General features: G+C 76.0%; 15 protein-coding genes. 7 read left to right on the forward strand and 8 right to left on the reverse strand.

The window, feature by feature from the left end:
* Positions 1-196 precede the first annotated feature (196 nt).
* A complete protein-coding gene (locus GTY84_RS29695; RefSeq protein ID WP_161229495.1) occupies positions 197-1,078 on the forward strand; it encodes an SURF1 family protein in 882 nt (293 codons plus the stop codon).
* A 195-nt stretch (positions 1,079-1,273) separates the two neighbouring features.
* Here the strand turns inward: GTY84_RS29695 and GTY84_RS34330 are convergent, their stop codons facing one another.
* The 7 genes from GTY84_RS34330 to GTY84_RS29730 form a co-directional block, all read right to left on the reverse strand.
* Positions 1,274-3,004, reverse strand: a complete 1,731-nt coding sequence (locus GTY84_RS34330; protein ID WP_237532782.1) for a hypothetical protein — start codon at positions 3,002-3,004, stop codon at positions 1,274-1,276.
* A gap of 194 nt (positions 3,005-3,198) precedes the next feature.
* Positions 3,199-3,774 (reverse strand): SigE family RNA polymerase sigma factor, encoded by a 576-nt coding sequence (locus GTY84_RS29705; RefSeq protein WP_161229543.1) that lies wholly within the window; start codon positions 3,772-3,774, stop codon positions 3,199-3,201.
* A 557-nt stretch (positions 3,775-4,331) separates the two neighbouring features.
* Positions 4,332-5,408, reverse strand: a complete 1,077-nt coding sequence (locus tag GTY84_RS29710) for an aspartate-semialdehyde dehydrogenase (protein WP_161229496.1) — start codon at positions 5,406-5,408, stop codon at positions 4,332-4,334.
* Positions 5,408-6,685 (reverse strand): aspartate kinase, encoded by a 1,278-nt coding sequence (locus tag GTY84_RS29715; protein WP_161229497.1) that lies wholly within the window; start codon positions 6,683-6,685, stop codon positions 5,408-5,410. Before GTY84_RS29715 ends, GTY84_RS29710 begins: the two co-directional genes overlap by 1 nt.
* A 263-nt stretch (positions 6,686-6,948) precedes the next feature.
* A complete protein-coding gene (locus GTY84_RS29720) occupies positions 6,949-7,608 on the reverse strand; it encodes a DUF5063 domain-containing protein (protein WP_161229498.1) in 660 nt (219 codons plus the stop codon).
* Positions 7,601-8,200 (reverse strand): recombination mediator RecR, encoded by a 600-nt coding sequence (recR, locus tag GTY84_RS29725; protein ID WP_161229499.1) that lies wholly within the window; start codon positions 8,198-8,200, stop codon positions 7,601-7,603. The genes GTY84_RS29720 and recR overlap by 8 nt, the downstream gene beginning before the upstream one ends.
* Before the next feature lie 111 nt (positions 8,201-8,311).
* Positions 8,312-8,650, reverse strand: coding sequence for a YbaB/EbfC family nucleoid-associated protein (locus tag GTY84_RS29730; RefSeq protein WP_161229500.1), 339 nt, complete (start codon positions 8,648-8,650; stop codon positions 8,312-8,314).
* Positions 8,651-8,928: 278 nt separating this feature from the next.
* Here GTY84_RS29730 and GTY84_RS29735 point away from each other — a divergent pair, with 278 nt between their 5' ends.
* A complete protein-coding gene (locus tag GTY84_RS29735; protein ID WP_161229501.1) occupies positions 8,929-9,657 on the forward strand; it encodes an SLATT domain-containing protein in 729 nt (242 codons plus the stop codon).
* A 337-nt stretch (positions 9,658-9,994) separates the two neighbouring features.
* Complete coding sequence (locus GTY84_RS29740) at positions 9,995-10,513, forward strand: hypothetical protein (protein ID WP_161229502.1); 519 nt, start codon at positions 9,995-9,997, stop codon at positions 10,511-10,513.
* Between the two features lie 23 nt (positions 10,514-10,536).
* Here the strand turns inward: GTY84_RS29740 and GTY84_RS29745 are convergent, their stop codons facing one another.
* Positions 10,537-12,558: a serine/threonine-protein kinase gene (locus tag GTY84_RS29745; protein WP_161229503.1), complete on the reverse strand. Its 2,022-nt coding sequence runs from the start codon at positions 12,556-12,558 to the stop codon at positions 10,537-10,539.
* 225 nt (positions 12,559-12,783) lie between these two features.
* On the opposite strand from GTY84_RS29745, the gene GTY84_RS29750 reads away from it, so the two are divergent.
* The 4 genes from GTY84_RS29750 (at position 12,784) to GTY84_RS29765 (ending at position 16,551) form a co-directional block, all read left to right on the forward strand.
* On the forward strand, positions 12,784-14,139 hold the full coding sequence (locus GTY84_RS29750; RefSeq protein ID WP_161229504.1) for an aspartate aminotransferase family protein: 1,356 nt from the start codon (positions 12,784-12,786) through the stop codon (positions 14,137-14,139).
* 158 nt (positions 14,140-14,297) lie between these two features.
* Positions 14,298-14,993 carry a GntR family transcriptional regulator gene (locus tag GTY84_RS29755; protein ID WP_161229505.1) on the forward strand — a complete coding sequence of 232 codons (696 nt, stop codon included), beginning with the start codon at positions 14,298-14,300 and terminating at the stop codon, positions 14,991-14,993.
* 243 nt (positions 14,994-15,236) lie between these two features.
* Entirely contained in the window at positions 15,237-15,887 is a 651-nt protein-coding gene (locus tag GTY84_RS29760) for a hypothetical protein (protein ID WP_161229506.1), read from the forward strand.
* Between the two features lie 175 nt (positions 15,888-16,062).
* Positions 16,063-16,551 carry a hypothetical protein gene (locus GTY84_RS29765; protein ID WP_237532783.1) on the forward strand — a complete coding sequence of 163 codons (489 nt, stop codon included), beginning with the start codon at positions 16,063-16,065 and terminating at the stop codon, positions 16,549-16,551.
* The last annotated feature ends 36 nt before the right edge of the window (positions 16,552-16,587 follow it).

A 16,587-nucleotide genomic window follows, 5' to 3' on the forward strand; every position in this document is an offset into this window, starting at 1 on the left:
TGACGGGCGGGTGCCGTCCGCCCGCCGCCGGACACCCGGCCGGGGCCCGCCCTTCCGGTGCCGCGTCCCGCGTCCCCCCGTCCGTTCCGGTGCCGCGCCCCGCGTGCCCCGCGTCCGTCCCCAGCCTGTGGACGGAGGGGCGGTCCATGCGCGGCCCGGCCGCCGGGGCGCGGCGGCGGCACCGTACCGTGGGGGCGTGTACCGGTTCCTGCTGACGCCCCGCTGGTGGGGGATCAACGTCTTCGTCGTCCTCGCCATCCCGTTCTGCGTCTTCATGGGCTCCTGGCAGCTCGGCCGGTTCGAGGACCGGGTGCAGAGCCACGAGAACGCCACCGCGCGGGCCGTCACCGACCGCGACGAGGCCGCCCGGCCGCTGGCGGAGCTGCTGCCCGTGGACAAGGCCACGGTCGGCAAGCAGACCACCGCGCGCGGGCGGTACGCCGAGCAACTGCTCGTGCCGGACCGGACGCTGGACGACCGGCACGGCTACTACGTGCTGACGCTGCTGCGCACCGGCGACGGCGCGGCCCTGCCCGTGGTGCGGGGCTGGCTGCCCGGCGACCCCGACCCGGCGAAGGCCCCCGCGCCGCCCCCGGGCGAGGTCACCGTCACCGGCGCCCTCCAGGCCCCCGAGACACCCGGCGACAACGGGGTGAGCCCGCGCTCCGGCCGGCCCGCCGGGCAGACCGGCGCCATCAGCGCTGCCTCCCTGGTCAACCTCGTCCCGTACGACGTCCACGACGCCTGGGTCACCCTCAACGAGGGCGACGCGGGGATGCGGGCCGTGCCGGTCATGGCCCCGCAGAACAGCGGGCTGGACCTGAAGGCGTTCCAGAACCTCGGCTACACCGCCGAGTGGTTCGCCTTCGTGGGCTTCGTCGTCTTCATGTGGTTCCGGCTGCTGCGCCGCGAGGTCGAGCTGACCCGGGACGCGGAGCTGGGCCTGCTCCCGCCGGACGGCGGGGACCCCGGGACCGGGGACACCGGCGACGGGGACACGGCCGACGGGGGCGACGGGAGCGGAGGGGCCGCACCGGCCGACGGCGGTGCCCGGCCCGCCACCGCGTCCAGGGCCTGACCCGGGGCGGATGTCCCGGGCGCCTGCCCGGAGGGTGCCGCCCGGCGCCCGCTCCGGGGAGGGACCACGTCCCGTGCCCGGCCCGCCGCGCCCTGCCCCGCTCGCCGCGGTGCACCCCCCGGCTCCCTCGTGACCCCCGTGGTCCCGGCCGCCGGGGCGGGGCCGTCGCCCGCCCCGCTCCGTCCCGGGCCGCGGTCAGCCCGCCGGGAGCATCCCCGTCCAGTACACGGTGCCCGCGCAGGCGTTGTCGACGGTGACCGCCGCCGACTCACCGCCGCCCTCCGGGACGTAGGCCACCGTCACACCGGCCTCGGCCGGGCCCTCCTCGGTGAACAGCTGGGGCGTCACGCCCTCCTCGGCGGGCGCCCCGGTGGCGGGGCCCTCGCCCCCGGTGGTGGTGTCCTCGCTGGGCGACGGCTCCGGGGTGGGGCCGCCGGTGGGGGCCCCCGTGGAACCGCCCGTGGTGCCGCCGGGGGTGGGGCAGGTCTCCGAGGGCACCCAGGCGAACCGCACCTCGTACGACTCCCCGCGCTCCAGCGTCGCGGAGGCCGCCTCCAGCGAGGGATCGGGCAGCCCCGCCGCCGCGTCCCCGGCCGCGTGCCGCGCCGTGCCGACCCGGGCCGCCTCGGCGACGCCCAGCGGCACGGACGCGACGCTGCCGGGGCCGCCGACCACACAGGCCGGGGCGGCGACGTTGGTGACCCTGAACGAGCCGTAGACCGCGCCCGTGGAGTCCGGTTCGGCGCTGCTCGCGACGACCGGGCCGAAGTCCGCGCCCGAGCAGGCGGGGACGGGGGCCGTGGTGCCGGCGGAGGGCTCGGCGCCGGTGGTCTCCCCGGCCGTGGCGCCGGGCTCCGCGGCCTTCGGCGGGGCCGTGGCCGACTCGCTCGGCTCCCGGCCGGGCTCGGTGGCGCCGGCCGATCCGGCGATGCCGCCCTGGCCGCCCGCCGGGGACGTGCCCCGGCCGGTGCCGTCCTTGGCGCGCGAGGCGCTGCCCGCGACGGAGGGGTCGGCGTCGGCGCCGACGGAGTGCGTGACGTGCACCAGGGCGGGCACGGCGGTGCCCAGGAAGAGGGCGACGGCGGCCGCGCCGACCAGCGCCTGGCGCCTGCGGGCCCGCCGGGCGGGCACCGCGCGGCGCAACTGCTCCAGGGTGCCGTCGGCGGGCTCGATGTCCTCGACCGCCGAGCGCAGCATCCTGCGCAGCACCAGTTCGTCGGCCGCGAGGGGACCGGGGGCCTCCCGGCCGGGCTCCGCCCCGCCGACGGCGCGCGGCGGGACGCCCCGCGGTCGACCCGCGCCCGAGCCGGTCCCGGCGCCATTGCCGGTGCCGGTGCCGGGAGCGGTGCCGGGTTCGTCGGCGCGAAAGCCGTCAATGCGGGAGCCGTCGGTACCGGGGCCGTCGGACATCGCGCCGGGGCCCCGCCCCGCGCCGCCCGTACCGCTCCCGGCCTCCGGCCCTGCCGCACCGGCCCGGCCGTGAACCGCACCACCCCCGGCAACACCCGCCGGGGCAGCGCCCCCGTCGGCGCGAAAGCCGTCAGCGCGGGAGCCGTCGGCACCGGGGCCGTCGGACACCACGGCGGTGTCCCATCCCGCGCCGCCCGTACCGCTCCCGGCACCCGTCCGCGCGCCGTCGGTGCCCTCGTCGGCGTCCTTGCCCGTGTCCTCGTCCGGGGCGGGGCCCGCGCCCGCTCCGTGCGCGGCGTCCGCGCCGCCGTCCGCCTCCGGGCGGGCGCCGTCGGGGCCGCTCCGGTCGCGGCGGGGGCCGCCCCCGGCTCCGGCGGGGGCTGCCGGGGCCGCGGCCCCGGCGGCCGGGCCCGCGCCCGCCGCGCCACCGGGGCCCCGGCCGGACGTCGCGGCGGTGTTCCCGTCGGGGGTGTCCCGGCGGGGCCCGGGGCCCTGTTCGTCGGGGCCGTCGTTCACAGTTCCGTTCCCTGCGTGCGTGTGCTTCGGCTCTCGCCCGTGTGCCGCGGCGGCCCCGGCCGGTCCGTGCCCCTCGCGGGCACCGCCGTCCCCGTCCCCGCCACGGCCCCCGTGGTCCCCACGCCCCTCCCGGGCCGGGCCGTCCGCCCCCCGCGGGTCCTCCCCGCCGGACCGCGGCCGTACGTCCTCGGCGCTCATACCGGCGCCTCCATGGCCACCCGCAGGGCCGCTATGCCCCGGGAGCCGTACGCCTTGACCGAGCCGATGGATATGCCGAGGGTGTCGGCGACCTGGGACTCGGTCATGTCGGCGAAGTACCGCAGGACCAGCACCTCGCGCTGCCGCCGCTGGAGGCCCTTCATGGCCTTGATCAGCGAGTCGCGCTCCAGCTGGTCGTACGCCCCCTCCTCCGCGCTCGCCATGTCCGGCATCGGCTTGGAGAGCAGCTTGAGACCGAGGATGCGGCGGCGCAGCGCCGAGCGGGAGAGGTTGACGACGGTCTGGCGCAGGTAGGCCAGGGTCTTCTCGGGGTCGCGGACCCGTTTGCGCGCCGAGTGGACACGTATGAACGCCTCCTGGACGACGTCCTCGCAGGAGGCGGTGTCGTCGAGGAGCAGCGCGGCCAGGCCGAGCAGCGACCGGTAGTGGGCGCGGTAGGTCTCGGTGAGGTGGTCGACGGTGGTGCCCGCCGCCACCCTGTCCTCGGCGCCGTCACGCTGGTTGGGCAGGCCGGCCGGGCGGGTCGCGGGCATCGGCGCGATCACCGGCATGCCACCGGCCGGCGCGCCGGACGGACGGGGACGAGCGGGCCGGAGCTGCCGTACGGGTGCCCGCAGCGCGCTCGCGCGCGTCGTCGCGGTGAAGTCGAGTACCTCTGCCACGCCAGTTGGACACACGCGCCCCCGTGAGGGTTGTACGTGCCGGGCGCCCCGTTGTACGTGCCGGGCGCCACGTTCCCCCGCCGGCCGCCGGGCAGCCGTCCGTCCGGCAGTGCGCCAAGAGCACTCATACGTCCCGTTCTTCCCCTGTGTTCATGGGCGCGTGTCCCCACGCGCGCCCGGCCTCCCCGCGCCGGCCCGCGCCCGGCGCCCCGAAGGGGTGACGGCAAAGACGCCCGCCGTCCTTCGCACGGTTGCGGGGCGGGAAGGAAAATCCTCCGATGCCACCGGTACCGGCGACAAGTGCTGCGGGATGACGTCCGGATCACGACTCGTTCACGGATCTTACAAACGAACACCGGAACGACCGGGCGCTTCCCCCCACGGACGGGTGGCCGGCCGGCCGAGGACGGGTGACCGGCCCGGCCGGCCGGGGGCGCGCGGCCCGGTCAGGGGAACTCGGCGGCGACCAGTTCCGCGATCTGCGCGGTGTTCAGCGCGGCGCCCTTGCGCAGGTTGTCCCCGCAGACGAAGAACTCCAGCGCGGTCGGGTCGTCCAGGGCCCGGCGCACCCGGCCCACCCAGGTCGGGTCGGTGCCGACCACGTCGGCGGGGGTGGGGAACTCCCCCGCGGCCGGATCGTCGAAGAGGACCACGCCGGGCGCGGTGGCCAGGATCTCCCGGGCCTTGTCGACCGTCACCTCGCCCTCGAAGCGGGCGTGCACGGTCGCGGAGTGCGCGGTCACCACCGGGACCCGCACACAGGTGACGGCGACGGGCAGCCTCGGCAGCCCGAGGATCTTGCGGGACTCGTCGCGGACCTTCATCTCCTCCGAGGACCAGCCGTCCTCGCGCGCGGTCCCGGCCCACGGCACCACGTTCAGCACCACCGGCTCCGGGAACGGCCCGGTGTCGTCGCCGACCGCCCGCCGCAGGTCGCCGGGGCGGGTGCCCAGCTCCGTGCCGGCCACCAGGGAGAGCTGGCGGCGCAGGGTGTCCACGCCGTCCCGGCCCGCCCCGCTCACCGCCTGGAACGCGGAGACCACCAGCTCGCGCAGCCCGTACTCGGCGTGCAGCGCGCCCAGCACGACGATGACGGAGAGGGTCGTGCAGTTGGGGGTGGAGAGGATGCCGCGCGGCCGGATGCGCGCCGCGTGCGCGTTGACCTCGGGCACCACGAGGGGCACCTCCGGGTCCATCCGGAAGGCGCCCGAGTTGTCGACCACCACCACGCCCCGGGCGGCGGCGACCGGCGCCCAGCGGGCGGCCACCTCGTCGGGGACGTCGAACATGGCGACGTCGACCCCGTCGAAGGCCTCCTCGGTGAGCGCGACCACCTCGGTCTCCTCCCCGCGCACGGCCAGCTTGCGGCCGGCCGAGCGCGGGGAGGCGATCAGGCGGATGTCGCCCCAGATGTCCGCGTGCTGGGACAGGATCTGGAGCATGACCGTGCCGACGGCACCGGTCGCGCCGACGACGGCCAGGGTCGGCCGCCCGGCGCGCCCGGTCCGCGCGGTGGCGGCCATCAGCGTCCGGTGCCCCCGTAGACGACGGCCTCGTCGCTCTCGGCGTCGAGACCGAAGGCGGTGTGCACGGCGCGCACGGCGTCGAGGACCGAGTCCTTGCGGGTGACGACCGAGATGCGGATCTCGGAGGTCGAGATCAGCTCGATGTTCACGCCCGCGTCGGCCAGCGAGGTGAAGAAGTCGGCGGTGACCCCGGGGTTGGTCTTCATTCCCGCGCCGACCAGGGAGATCTTGCCGATCTGGTCGTCGTAGCGCAGCGAGTCGAAGCCGATGCTGGAACGGTTCCTCTCCAGCGCCTCGATGGCCTTGGGACCCTCGGCCTTCGGCAGGGTGAAGGAGATGTCCGTCAGCCCCGTGGAGGCGGCGGACACGTTCTGCACCACCATGTCGATGTTGACCTGGGCGTCCGCGATGGTGCGGAAGATGACGGCGGCCTCGCCCGGCTTGTCCGGCACGCCGACGACAGTGACCTTGGCCTCGGAGGTGTCGTGCGCGACACCGGAGATGATGGCCTGCTCCACCTGCTTGTCCCCTCGCTTGATCGGCTCGCTGCTGACCCAGGTGCCCGGCAGCCCGCTGAAGCTGGAGCGCACGTGGATCGGGATGTCGTACCGGCGGGCGTACTCCACGCAGCGGTGGAGGAGCACCTTGGAGCCGGAGGCGGCGAGCTCCAGCATGTCCTCGAAGGAGATCCAGTCGATCTTCTTCGCCTTCTTCACCACGCGCGGGTCGGCGGTGAAGACGCCGTCGACGTCGGTGTAGATCTCGCAGACGTCCGCGTCGAGCGCGGCGGCGAGGGCGACGGCCGTGGTGTCGGAGCCGCCCCGGCCCAGCGTGGTGATGTCCTTGCTGTCCTGGCTGACGCCCTGGAAGCCGGCCACGATGGCGACGTTCCCCTCGTCCACCGAGGTTCGGATGCGGCCCGGCGTCACATCGATGATGCGGGCCTTGTTGTGGACGGAGTCGGTGATGACCCCCGCCTGGCTGCCGGTGAACGACTGCGCCTCGTGGCCCAGGTTCTTGATGGCCATGGCCAGCAGGGCCATGGAGATCCGCTCTCCGGCGGTCAGCAGCATGTCGAGCTCGCGCCCGGCAGGGATCGGGGAGACCTGCTCCGCGAGATCGATCAGCTCGTCCGTCGTGTCGCCCATCGCGGAAACGACGGCGACCACCTGGTTGCCGCTCTTCTTCGCTTCCACGATCCGCTTGGCGACGCGCTTGATGCCCTCGGCATCGGCTACGGAGGAGCCTCCGTACTTCTGCACGACAAGGCCCACGTGCGCTCCTCGCTCATCCGTCTCTTTCCGCACGTACGTACCCGTACCGCGGTCGGCTCATTTTACCGAGCGTCCACCGTTCCCCCCTGCGGTATCGCATGGTGAGACCAGGGTGCCCGGGGTGGCTCATGCCCAGGAGCCACCGGCCCACTCGGAAAAGTGCCGTGTGTCACACGTTCACAAGCGAATTCCGGCCCGGTCGGCGCAGGGCTCACCCGGTCGCGGCGTCCTGCCGGACGGCCGAACGGACGGCCGGGCGGGGCTCAGACGACAGGCCGCAGTCCCAGCGGTCCGGCGATCTCCTCGACCATGACCCGGCCCGCCTCCGACTCCAGCAGCTCGTCGGCCGGGTCCTGGTCGGTGTCGAGGCCGTCCAGCTCCTCCAGCGGCTGGTTGAGCCGGACGTGGGCGACGACGGACTGGAGGGCGCGCAGGGCCGCCGAGGCGATGGAGCCCCAGTTGGAGAAGTAGGAGAACTGCCACCACCACAGGGCCTCCGTGGTGCGGCCCGCCCGGTAGTGGGCCATGCCGTGGCGCAGGTCGGTCATGACCTCGGTGAGATCGTGGGAGATGCGGGCGGGCACGGGGGCACGGCGCGGCTCGTAGGGGTCGAAGACCTCGGAGTAGACGTCGACCGGTTCGAGGATGCGCGCCAGGTTCTCGCGGAGCGCGTCCACGTCCTGCTCCGGGCCCAGGTCGGGCTCGTAGCGCTCCTCGGGGACGATGTCCTCGTGGGCACCGAGCCGGCCGCCGGCCAGCAGGAGCTGGGAGACCTCCAGGAGGAGGAAGGGCACCGCCGAGTCCGGTTCGTCGCCCTTGGCGACCTCCGTGACGGCGACCAGGAAGCTCTCGACCTGGTCCGCGATCTGGACGGCGAAGTCGTCGGGGTTCTGGTGGGTCGCGTGCAGCGTGGCGTCAGACATCTAGGAGTCGTCTCCCCTCGAAGGCACGGCCGAGGGTCACCTCGTCCGCGTACTCCAGGTCGCCACCCACTGGGAGGCCGCTGGCCAGGCGGGTGACCTTGAGGCCCATGGGCTTGATCATGCGGGCGAGGTAGGTGGCCGTGGCCTCGCCCTCCAGGTTCGGGTCCGTGGCCAGGATCAGCTCGGTGACCGCGCCGTCGGCGAGGCGGGCGAGGAGTTCCCGGATGCGCAGGTCGTCCGGGCCGACACCGTCGATGGGGCTGATCGCGCCGCCGAGCACGTGGTACCGGCCGCGGAACTCACGGGTGCGCTCGATGGCGACGACGTCCTTGGGCTCCTCCACGACGCAGATGACCGACGCGTCCCGGCGCGGGTCGCGGCAGATGCCGCACCGCTCCTCCTGCGCGACGTTGCCGCAGGTGGCGCAGAAACGGACCCTGGCCTTGACCTCCGTCAGGGCGTGGGCGAGGCGCCGCACGTCGGCCGGCTCCGCCTGGAGGATGTGGAAGGCGATCCGCTGCGCGCTCTTGGGACCGACGCCGGGCAGCCGCCCCAGCTCGTCGATGAGGTCCTGGACCACGCCTTCGTACAACGGACTGCCGTCCTTTCCGGTTCTCGCACTACGTACGGTAGAGGGCTTCGCCCCGTACCGGGAGGGGTGGGGCGGGAGTGCCGTCCGCCCGGGGCGGGCGGAGCGGCCGGGTCAGAAGGGGAGGCCGGGGATACCGCCGCCGAGGCCCTGGGCCAGCGGGCCCAGCTTCTGCTGCTGGAGGGCGCGGGCGTTCTCGCCGGCGGCCTGGACGGCGGCCACGACGAGGTCCGCGAGGGTCTCGGTGTCCTCCGGGTCCACCGCCTCCGGGGCGATCACGAGGCCGCGCAGCTCGCCCGAGCCGGTGACGGTGGCCTTCACCAGGCCGCCGCCCGCCTGCCCGTCGACCTCGGTCCTCGCCAGCTCCTCCTGGGCCCGGGAGAGGTCCTGCTGCATCTTCTGGGCCTGCTGGAGCAACTGCTGCATGTTGGGCTGGCCACCACCGGGGATCACGTTCAGCTCCCATCGCCGCTGTCCCCACCGCCGTAGCGCGGCGGGTTTTGCCGTTCGGCACGAGCCTACGTGCTCCGGGCGGCCCTCGCCCCAGCACTCTTTCGAGTGAGTCCGTCCCGCGCCCTATACCTGATCACGGCGCCCTCGCGGGCGGAAAGCCGTTCACGACCGCGTTTCCGCCACCCGTTGGGCGGTAGGAAGGGTGCGGCGCGTCGTCCCCGGGTGCCACAGGAGCGTCGCGGGGTCTTCACGGACGGCGATCAGTAGGGAGTGGCCGGGTGGGTCAGCCGGAGAAGCAGCCCGAGGGGCCGCCGCAGGACGGGCCGGGCGGTGACCTGGCCGGGCGGGCCCTTCCGCTCGGGGACTGGTCGATGCCCGCCGAGCGGCTGGACGAGCTGTACCGGTGGGTGGAGCGGGGCGCGCTGGAGACGGCGGCCTGGTATCTGGCGGACCGCACGGGCAAGCGGCGGGGGGCGCGGCTGCTGCGCTGCGGGGCGGCGGCGGGGACGGTCGGCGGGGCCGCGCTGCCGCTGCTGGACATGACGGGGATCGCGGGCGGGACGGCGCCCTGGGGGTATCTGGCGCTGCTGCTGGGGGCGGCGTGCATGGCCGGGGACCGGTACTTCGGGGTCACCGCCGGGTGGATGCGGGACGTGGCGACGGCGCAGGCGGTGCAGCGGCGGCTGCGGTCGCTCCAGTTCGACTGGGCCTCGGAGAGCGTGCGGGAGGTGCTGGGGCCCGCGGACGGCACGGCGAGCGAGGCCGCGGACCGGTGCCTGCTGGTGCTGCGGCGCTTCTCGGAGGACGTGGCGGAGCTGGTGCGGGTGGAGACGGCGGACTGGATGGCGGGCCTGCGCTCCGGCCCGGCCCCGCTCGCGCTCCAGGCACCGCCGGTGGCCGCCGCCCGCCAGGAGCCCGGCGGCGCCGGGACCGCGGGCCGCTTCTCCCTCCCGGGGAGCGGCCCCCGCCCCAACATGCCGCGCCAGCGCCCTCCGGAACCGCGCTGACCGGGGGCGCCGACGGGACCGCCTCCGGGGCGCCGCCCCGGTCTGGGGTGAGCGCCGCCCCGGCCCGGGGGCACCGCCCCGGTGAGCGCAGTCCCGGTCCGCGGCCCCGCCCACGCGGCGCGGGGCCCGCAGGTCGGCTCGGGGGCGACTCCGGGGGCGGCCGTCCCTCCTCGACCCGAACGCCCAATACCCTTGCCCCCTAGAGCTAGACAGTATCGCCCGGCACCTGCCATGCTTCCCGTGCCGACGGGGCAAGGTGCCCCGGACGCACGGTGCGGCGGCGCGGGAGTCTCCGCGGGCGCACGGGTGCGCGGCACGACGGATTCGGGGGCAGGACATGATCCACATCACGCTCGGGCGGATGCGCTACGTCGACCCGCAGGAGGACCAGCTCGGCCGCGACCACGTCGGCTGGGACGAGAACATGGGCGAGGAGGCGCTGTTCCGCGCCAACCGCGGCTGCTGGGTCCTGGGCGAGCGCGCCGAGCGCGAGCAGTACGCCCTGTTCTCGGCCGAGGGCCTGGTCCGCATGGCCGTCGAGATCGACCGTCTGGTCGCCGTGGCCGGGGGGCGCAAGGCCATCGAGGGCCGTCGGCTGGCGGCGGGCCACCCCGTCCACGACGCCTACGTCGGCGGCGCGCCGCCCGTCGGCGCGGTCCGCAACCCGGTCACCTACTTCGACTCCCCGCACGGCGTCCGCGCCTGCTACTGCGGCTGCGGCGAGCCGGTCCCCACCGGCTGGTTCCTGGCCGGGCACGACCAGAAGGCCCTGCACGCCCGGGTGGCGCGGATCGGCACCGTCCGGGAGTTCATCGACTGGTTCGACCGCACCTGCCCCGAGCCCCCGGCCGGCTGAGGCGGTGCGCCCGCCCCGCCGGGTCACTCGCGCCGGTAGGTGAGGGCCTCGCCGTCGGGGCCAGTCCGCCGGAGCCCCCCGTCGGGCAGCAGGGCCACCTCGGTGGCGGGGCCGGGGTTGCAGGAGGAGGCGGGGCCCGAGGCGACCCGGGACGGGCCGATGTCCAGGGTGCCGCCGCCGTCGGGCGCGGTGCTCAGCTCCGCCTCGAAGACGCAGCGGTAGGTGCCGCCGCCCGCGGGACCGTCGGCGACGAGGGAGAGCACCGTGTCCCCCACCCCGCCCTGCCGGATGGTGAGCCTGCGGCCGTGCTCACCGGAGTCGTTGCCGATGGTGGCGGTCCAGGTGCCGAGGTAGCCGTCCGGGACGGTGCCCGCGGCCGGGGAGGACGGCGGGGGCGACTCCGGGGGCGGGGCGGTCCGCGTCCCGGCGCCGGCCGTCGGGCCACGGGTGGGCTCCGCGGTCGGCGCCGGGGCCGGGCCGTCCTCCGCCCGGTCGCCCTTCCCGGTCCCGGTCATCACGGCGTACACCGCGCCTCCGGCGCCCAGCGCCACCACCAGGGCGATCACGACCAGCAGCAGCGTCGAGGGGCCCCGGCGCCGGGACTCCGGGGCGGGCCCGTACGGCGGGACGGGCCCGTACGGCGGGGCGGCACCGTACGGCGGGGTGGGGCCGTAGGGCGGGGTGGGGCCGTACGGCGGGGTGGGGCCGTACGGCGGGTGCGCCGCGGGGCGCTGCGGAGGACCGCCGTAGGGGGCCTGCCCGTAGGGGGCGGGCGCTCCGTACGGCGCGGTCGGGCCCGCGTTCCGGGCCGGGGCGGCGTACCCGGGGTTGGCGTACCCGTGCGCGGCGTCCTGCGGCGGCGCCGGCGGAAAGCCGTAGCCGGGCCGGGAGGCCGGGTGCGCCGGGTGCGCCGGGTGCGCCGGGTGCGCCGGGTGCGCGGACGCCGGGTGGGGCGGCGGGGTCGGGCCCGCGTCCCGGGTGGGCCGGCCGTCCGCCCGGGCCGGTCCGTCCGGGGGCGGGGGCACCGCCGGGACCCCCGCGGGGCGGTCCGGGGCACCCGGGTCCGCCACCAGGGTCCGCCCGGGGCGGTCCCCCTCGCCCGGGGCCACGGGCTCCCCCGGCCCCTCCGGGTTCTCCGTGTCCAGCAGCCGCACCGCGTGGCGGCCGAGCTGGGCGACCAGGGTTCCGGGCAGCCAAGGGTCCCGGGAGCGCCCGTCGGCCACGGTGTCCAGGGCACCGGTGCGGGCCAGGACCGCGTCCAGGTCCGGACGGGCCGCCGGGTCCTTGCGCAGGCAGTCGCGGACGAGGTCGGCGATGCCCTCGGGGACGCCCGTGAGGTCGGGCTCCTCCCGGGCGATGCGGAACATCAGCGCGTGCCCGCCGCTGTCGGCGGAGCCGAACGGCGTCCTCCCGGTGGCCGCGAAGGCCAGCACCGATCCCAGGCAGAACACGTCGCACGCCGGGGTGATCCGGTCCCCCCGCACCTGCTCCGGCGCCATGAACGCGGGCGAGCCGACCAGCGCGCCGGTCCGGGTCAGCCCGTCGTCGGCCACCGTCTCCAGGGCCCGTGCGATGCCGAAGTCGATGACCCGGGGGCCGTCGATGGTGACGAGCACGTTGGACGGCTTGAGGTCGCGGTGCACGATCCCGGCCGCGTGGATGTCCTTGAGGGCGAAGGCGAGCCCCGCCGCCAGCGTCCGCACCGACCGCTCGGGCAGCGCCCCGTGGTCGTGGCCGACGACCCGCTGGAGGCTCGGCCCGGCGACGTAGCCGGTGGCGACCCACGGCACGGCGGCCTCGGTGTCCGCGTCCAGCACCGGCGCCGTCCAGTACCCGCCGACCCGGCGCGCGGACCGCACCTCCTGGCGGAACCGCTCCCGGAACTCCTCCAGCGCGGCCAGCTCCCCGCGGACGAGCTTGACGGCGACCGTGCGGCCCCGGTCCGACCGGGCCAGGTAGACGTGTCCCATGCCGCCCGCGCCCAGCCGCCCCAGCAGCCGGTACGCCCCGATGTGCTGCGGGTCCCCGTCCCCGAGCTCGCGCATGTCCCTGTCGCCTTCCCCCCGAGCCTGAGCAACAGACCGAAGGATAGGCCGGGGCGGTCACGGGGCGGGACGGTCCCGTCCACGGTTCCGTAACGGGCCCGGTGCCGTGTGCCGCACGGCCTCCGGGGCCGCCGCCGGGCCCGTCGACAGTCTGTCGCGGAACGCCCGGCACCCCGTACAGGACGCCGGTACCCCCGCGGGGCGCGGGCCTCTACCCTCGGCCGCATGACCCTCCAGCCCAACCCCCAGGCCGGCGCCGCCGTGAAGGCCGCGGACCGCGCGCACGTCTTCCACTCCTGGTCCGCCCAGGACCTCATCGACCCGCTCGCCGTCGCCGGCGCCGAGGGGTCGTACTTCTGGGACTACGACGGCAGGCGCTACCTCGACTTCGCCAGCGGGCTCGTCTTCACCAACATCGGCTACCAGCACCCCCGGGTCGTCGCCGCGATCCAGGAGCAGGCGGCCCGGATGACGACCTTCGCCCCGGCCTTCGCCGTCGCGGCGCGCTCGGAGGCGGCGCGGCTGATCGCCGAGCGCACCCCCGGCGACCTGGACAGGATCTTCTTCACCAACGGCGGCGCCGACGCCGTGGAGCACGCGGTGCGCATGGCGCGGCTGCACACCGGCCGCCCCAAGGTGCTCTCGGCGTACCGCTCCTACCACGGCGGCACCCAGCAGGCCGTCAACATCACCGGCGACCCGCGCCGCTGGCCGTCCGACGGGGGCACCGCCGGGGTCGTCCGCTTCTGGACGCCCTACCTGTACCGCACCCGCTTCTACGCGCGGACCGAGGAGGAGGAGTGCGCGCGGGCGCTGGAGCACCTGGAGACGACCATCGCCTTCGAGGGCCCCGGCACCGTCGCGGCGGTGATCCTGGAGACCGTCCCGGGCACCGCGGGCATCATGACCCCGCCGCCCGGCTACCTCGCCGGGGTCCGCGCGATCTGTGACGCCCACGGCATCGTCCTGATCCTGGACGAGGTCATGGCCGGCTTCGGCCGGACCGGCGAGTGGTTCGCGGCCGGTCTGTACGACGTGGTGCCCGACCTGATGACCTTCGCCAAGGGCGTGAACTCCGGCTACGTGCCGCTGGGCGGCGTCGCGATCTCCGACCGGATCGCCGCGACCTTCGCCGAGCGCCCCTACCCCGGCGGCCTCACCTACTCCGGGCACCCGCTGGCCTGCGCCGCCGCCGTCGCCACCATCAACGTGATGGAGGACGAGGGCGTGGTGCGCAACGCGGCCCGGCTCGGCTCCGAGGTCCTCGGCCCGGCGCTGCACGCCCTGGCCGAGCGGCACCCCAGCGTGGGCGAGGTGCGCGGGGTCGGCATGTTCTGGGCGCTGGAGCTGGTCCGCGACCGCGCCACCCGCGAACCTCTGGTCCCCTACAACGCCGCCGGCCCGGACAACACCCCGATGGCCGCGTTCGCCGCCACCGCCAAGAGCCACGGCCTGTGGCCCTTCGTGAACATGAACCGCACCCATGTGGTGCCGCCGTGCACCATCACCGAGGCCGAGCTGAAGGAGGGCCTGGCGGTGCTGGACACGGCGCTGTCCGTGGCGGACGGCTACACCGTCTGAGGGCCGCCCCCGCTCCCCGCCCCGCCCCGCCCGGCACCGCGTCCCCGGTCCACCGCGCCCGGGGGGCGCGGGGCGAGCGCGTAAGGTGGCGTGCCCCCGTACCGGCGGGACGCGGGCCCGCGTCCCGCCGCCGCACGCGACGAGGAGACCGTACGACCATGCCCGGCACCAGCGGCAGCGCCGTGACGCGCAGCACCCTGCGCCAGCAGCTCGCCGACGCGCTCCGCGACGAGGTGCTGGCCGGACGGCTCCAGCCCGGGCAGGCGTTCACCGTCCGGGAGATCGCGGACCAGTACGGGGTGTCCGCGACCCCGGTGCGGGAAGCCCTGGTCGACCTGTCCGCGCAGGGCCTGCTGAACGCGGACCACCACCGGGGCTTCCGGGTCCACGAGTACTCGGTCGAGGACTTCCGGGGCATGGTGCGGGCCCGGGGGCTCGTCACCGACGGGATGTTCCTCGCCCTGGAACGCCGTCCGTCCAGGCCCGGCGCCGACGAGCAGCGGCCCGTCGCCGCCCTCGCCGCGGTGCGCCGCCGGGGCGAGGAGGCCCAGCGCGCCGCCGCCGCCGGTGACCTCACCGTGCTGATCGGCTACGACCTGCGCTACTGGCGCGAGCTGGGCGCCCTGTTCGGCAACCCGTACCTCTCCGACTTCCTGCACCGGCTGCGGGTGCAGAGCTGGGTGTGCACGGTGCAGCACCTGCGCCGCCTCGCCGACCTGCGCGGCACCCTCTGGTCCGGGCACACCGAACTCGTCGACACCCTCACCCGCCGCGACCACACGGCCGCCCGCGCCCTCGTCGACGCCTACAACGCGCACTCCATCGCGCTGATCGAGCGGCTCACCGGCCAGTGACGGCGCGGCACCGGCCCGGTCCGCGGGCCGGGCGCCCGGTGCCGGTCGGACACCGGACGCACCCCCTCCGGCCCCCGTCCGGGCCCGGGGCGGGACCCGGCCGGACACCGGGCCGCCACGGGGCGGACGGCGGGCGGGCGCGAGGCGGGCGCGGAACGGGCACCGGGCGGGCGCGAGGCGGGCACACCCTTCATCCGCACCGACTACGCTGCCCTGACCACCGTCCTGTGTGAGGAGCCCTCTTTGGCCTGTGACCTGTGGCTGGTACCGCTCGTCGACATCCTGTGCCACACCCCGGACAACCCGTTCGCCGAGGAACTCGCGCAGTACGACAAGGTGCTGGCCGAGGCCGGGCTGCCACCGGTGCCGGTCCACCCGTACATGCCGGGCCTGTCCGGCGAGGTCGCCCCCGTCGCCGGCTTCGACTACGACGCGCTGCACCTGCTGCGCCGGGCCTATCTGCTGGGGATCTGCGGGCTGCCGGTCACCCCGGTCGACGAACTGGGCGGCGACTACGAGCAGTTGCTGGAGATGTTCGAGCCGACGGCCCAGCAGTCGCATCTGGTCTGGCACTACGACCACGCGGGCGCGTACATCCCCGTCGACTTCCCGCACCCGCTGGCCGACGACGAACTCCTCGCGGGCGGCGGCCCGCTGGGCTCCTCGCACGCCCTGCTGCGGGAGCTGGAGACGGTCGCCCCGGTCCTCGGCATCGACCCCGCCAACCCCCCGGCCGCTCCCCGGCCGCCGCTGGGCCCCACGGAGCTGGAGGAACCCGCCGCGCCCGCCCCGGACGACCCGAGCCCCTTCGCCCGGGAGCGCCATGTGTGGCTCGGCCTGCACGCGGCGGCGACCCGGAGCCTGGCCCAGGGGTCGATGATCGTCCTGAGCTGACCGGCGGCGGACGCCCCGCGCCGGCCCCGGAAGGCACCGCCCCGGGAAGGGCGCGTTCCCGGCGCCTTCCCACCCCGGGTGGCGAGTTGTCGCCGTTGTCCGGATCACCGGGCCCGTGGCAGAGTCGCGGCACCGGGCGGGCAGGCACCGGAGCGGGTTCGGGGAGGGACCGTTGATGACGGTGACCGGAGGACGGACGATGCGGCGGGCCGTGTGCGCGACGGCCGTGGCGGCGGCACTGGTCTGCGCGGCGGTGGCACCGGCCGTCGCCGCGGGCGGACCGGGCGGAGCGGCACCGGGCACGGCGCCCGCGCCGGTGGCGGCGCGGGCCCTGAGCGACCCGACGCCCCAGGAGCGGGAACGCCTCCGCGAGGTGGCCGGGGCGATCTGGACCCCGGCCCTGGCGGCCGGCTGGGACATGAACGCGGACGTGGCCGACGTCCTGTCGACGGCCACCGGCGAGATCCTGCGGTGCAGCGAGGCGTTCGCCCTCGTGCCCCGCCCGCCGGGCTTCGTACCGGGCCTCGGCTACCTCGTGGACTACTGGGAGAACCTCCGCGAGTACTTCCTCGTGGTGCGGGAGAACCGCACGTACCGCCCGTGCGTGGTCACGGTCGCGGCGTCCTACCGGTCCGCGATCGAACTGGCCTCCATGGGCGTCTGAGCCCCGGCCCCCGGGCCCGGCGTGGTTTCCACCGCG

Origin of the sequence: Streptomyces sp. SID8352 (genome assembly GCF_009862265.1) — a bacterium.
Taxonomy (GTDB): Bacteria; Actinomycetota; Actinomycetes; order Streptomycetales; family Streptomycetaceae; genus Streptomyces.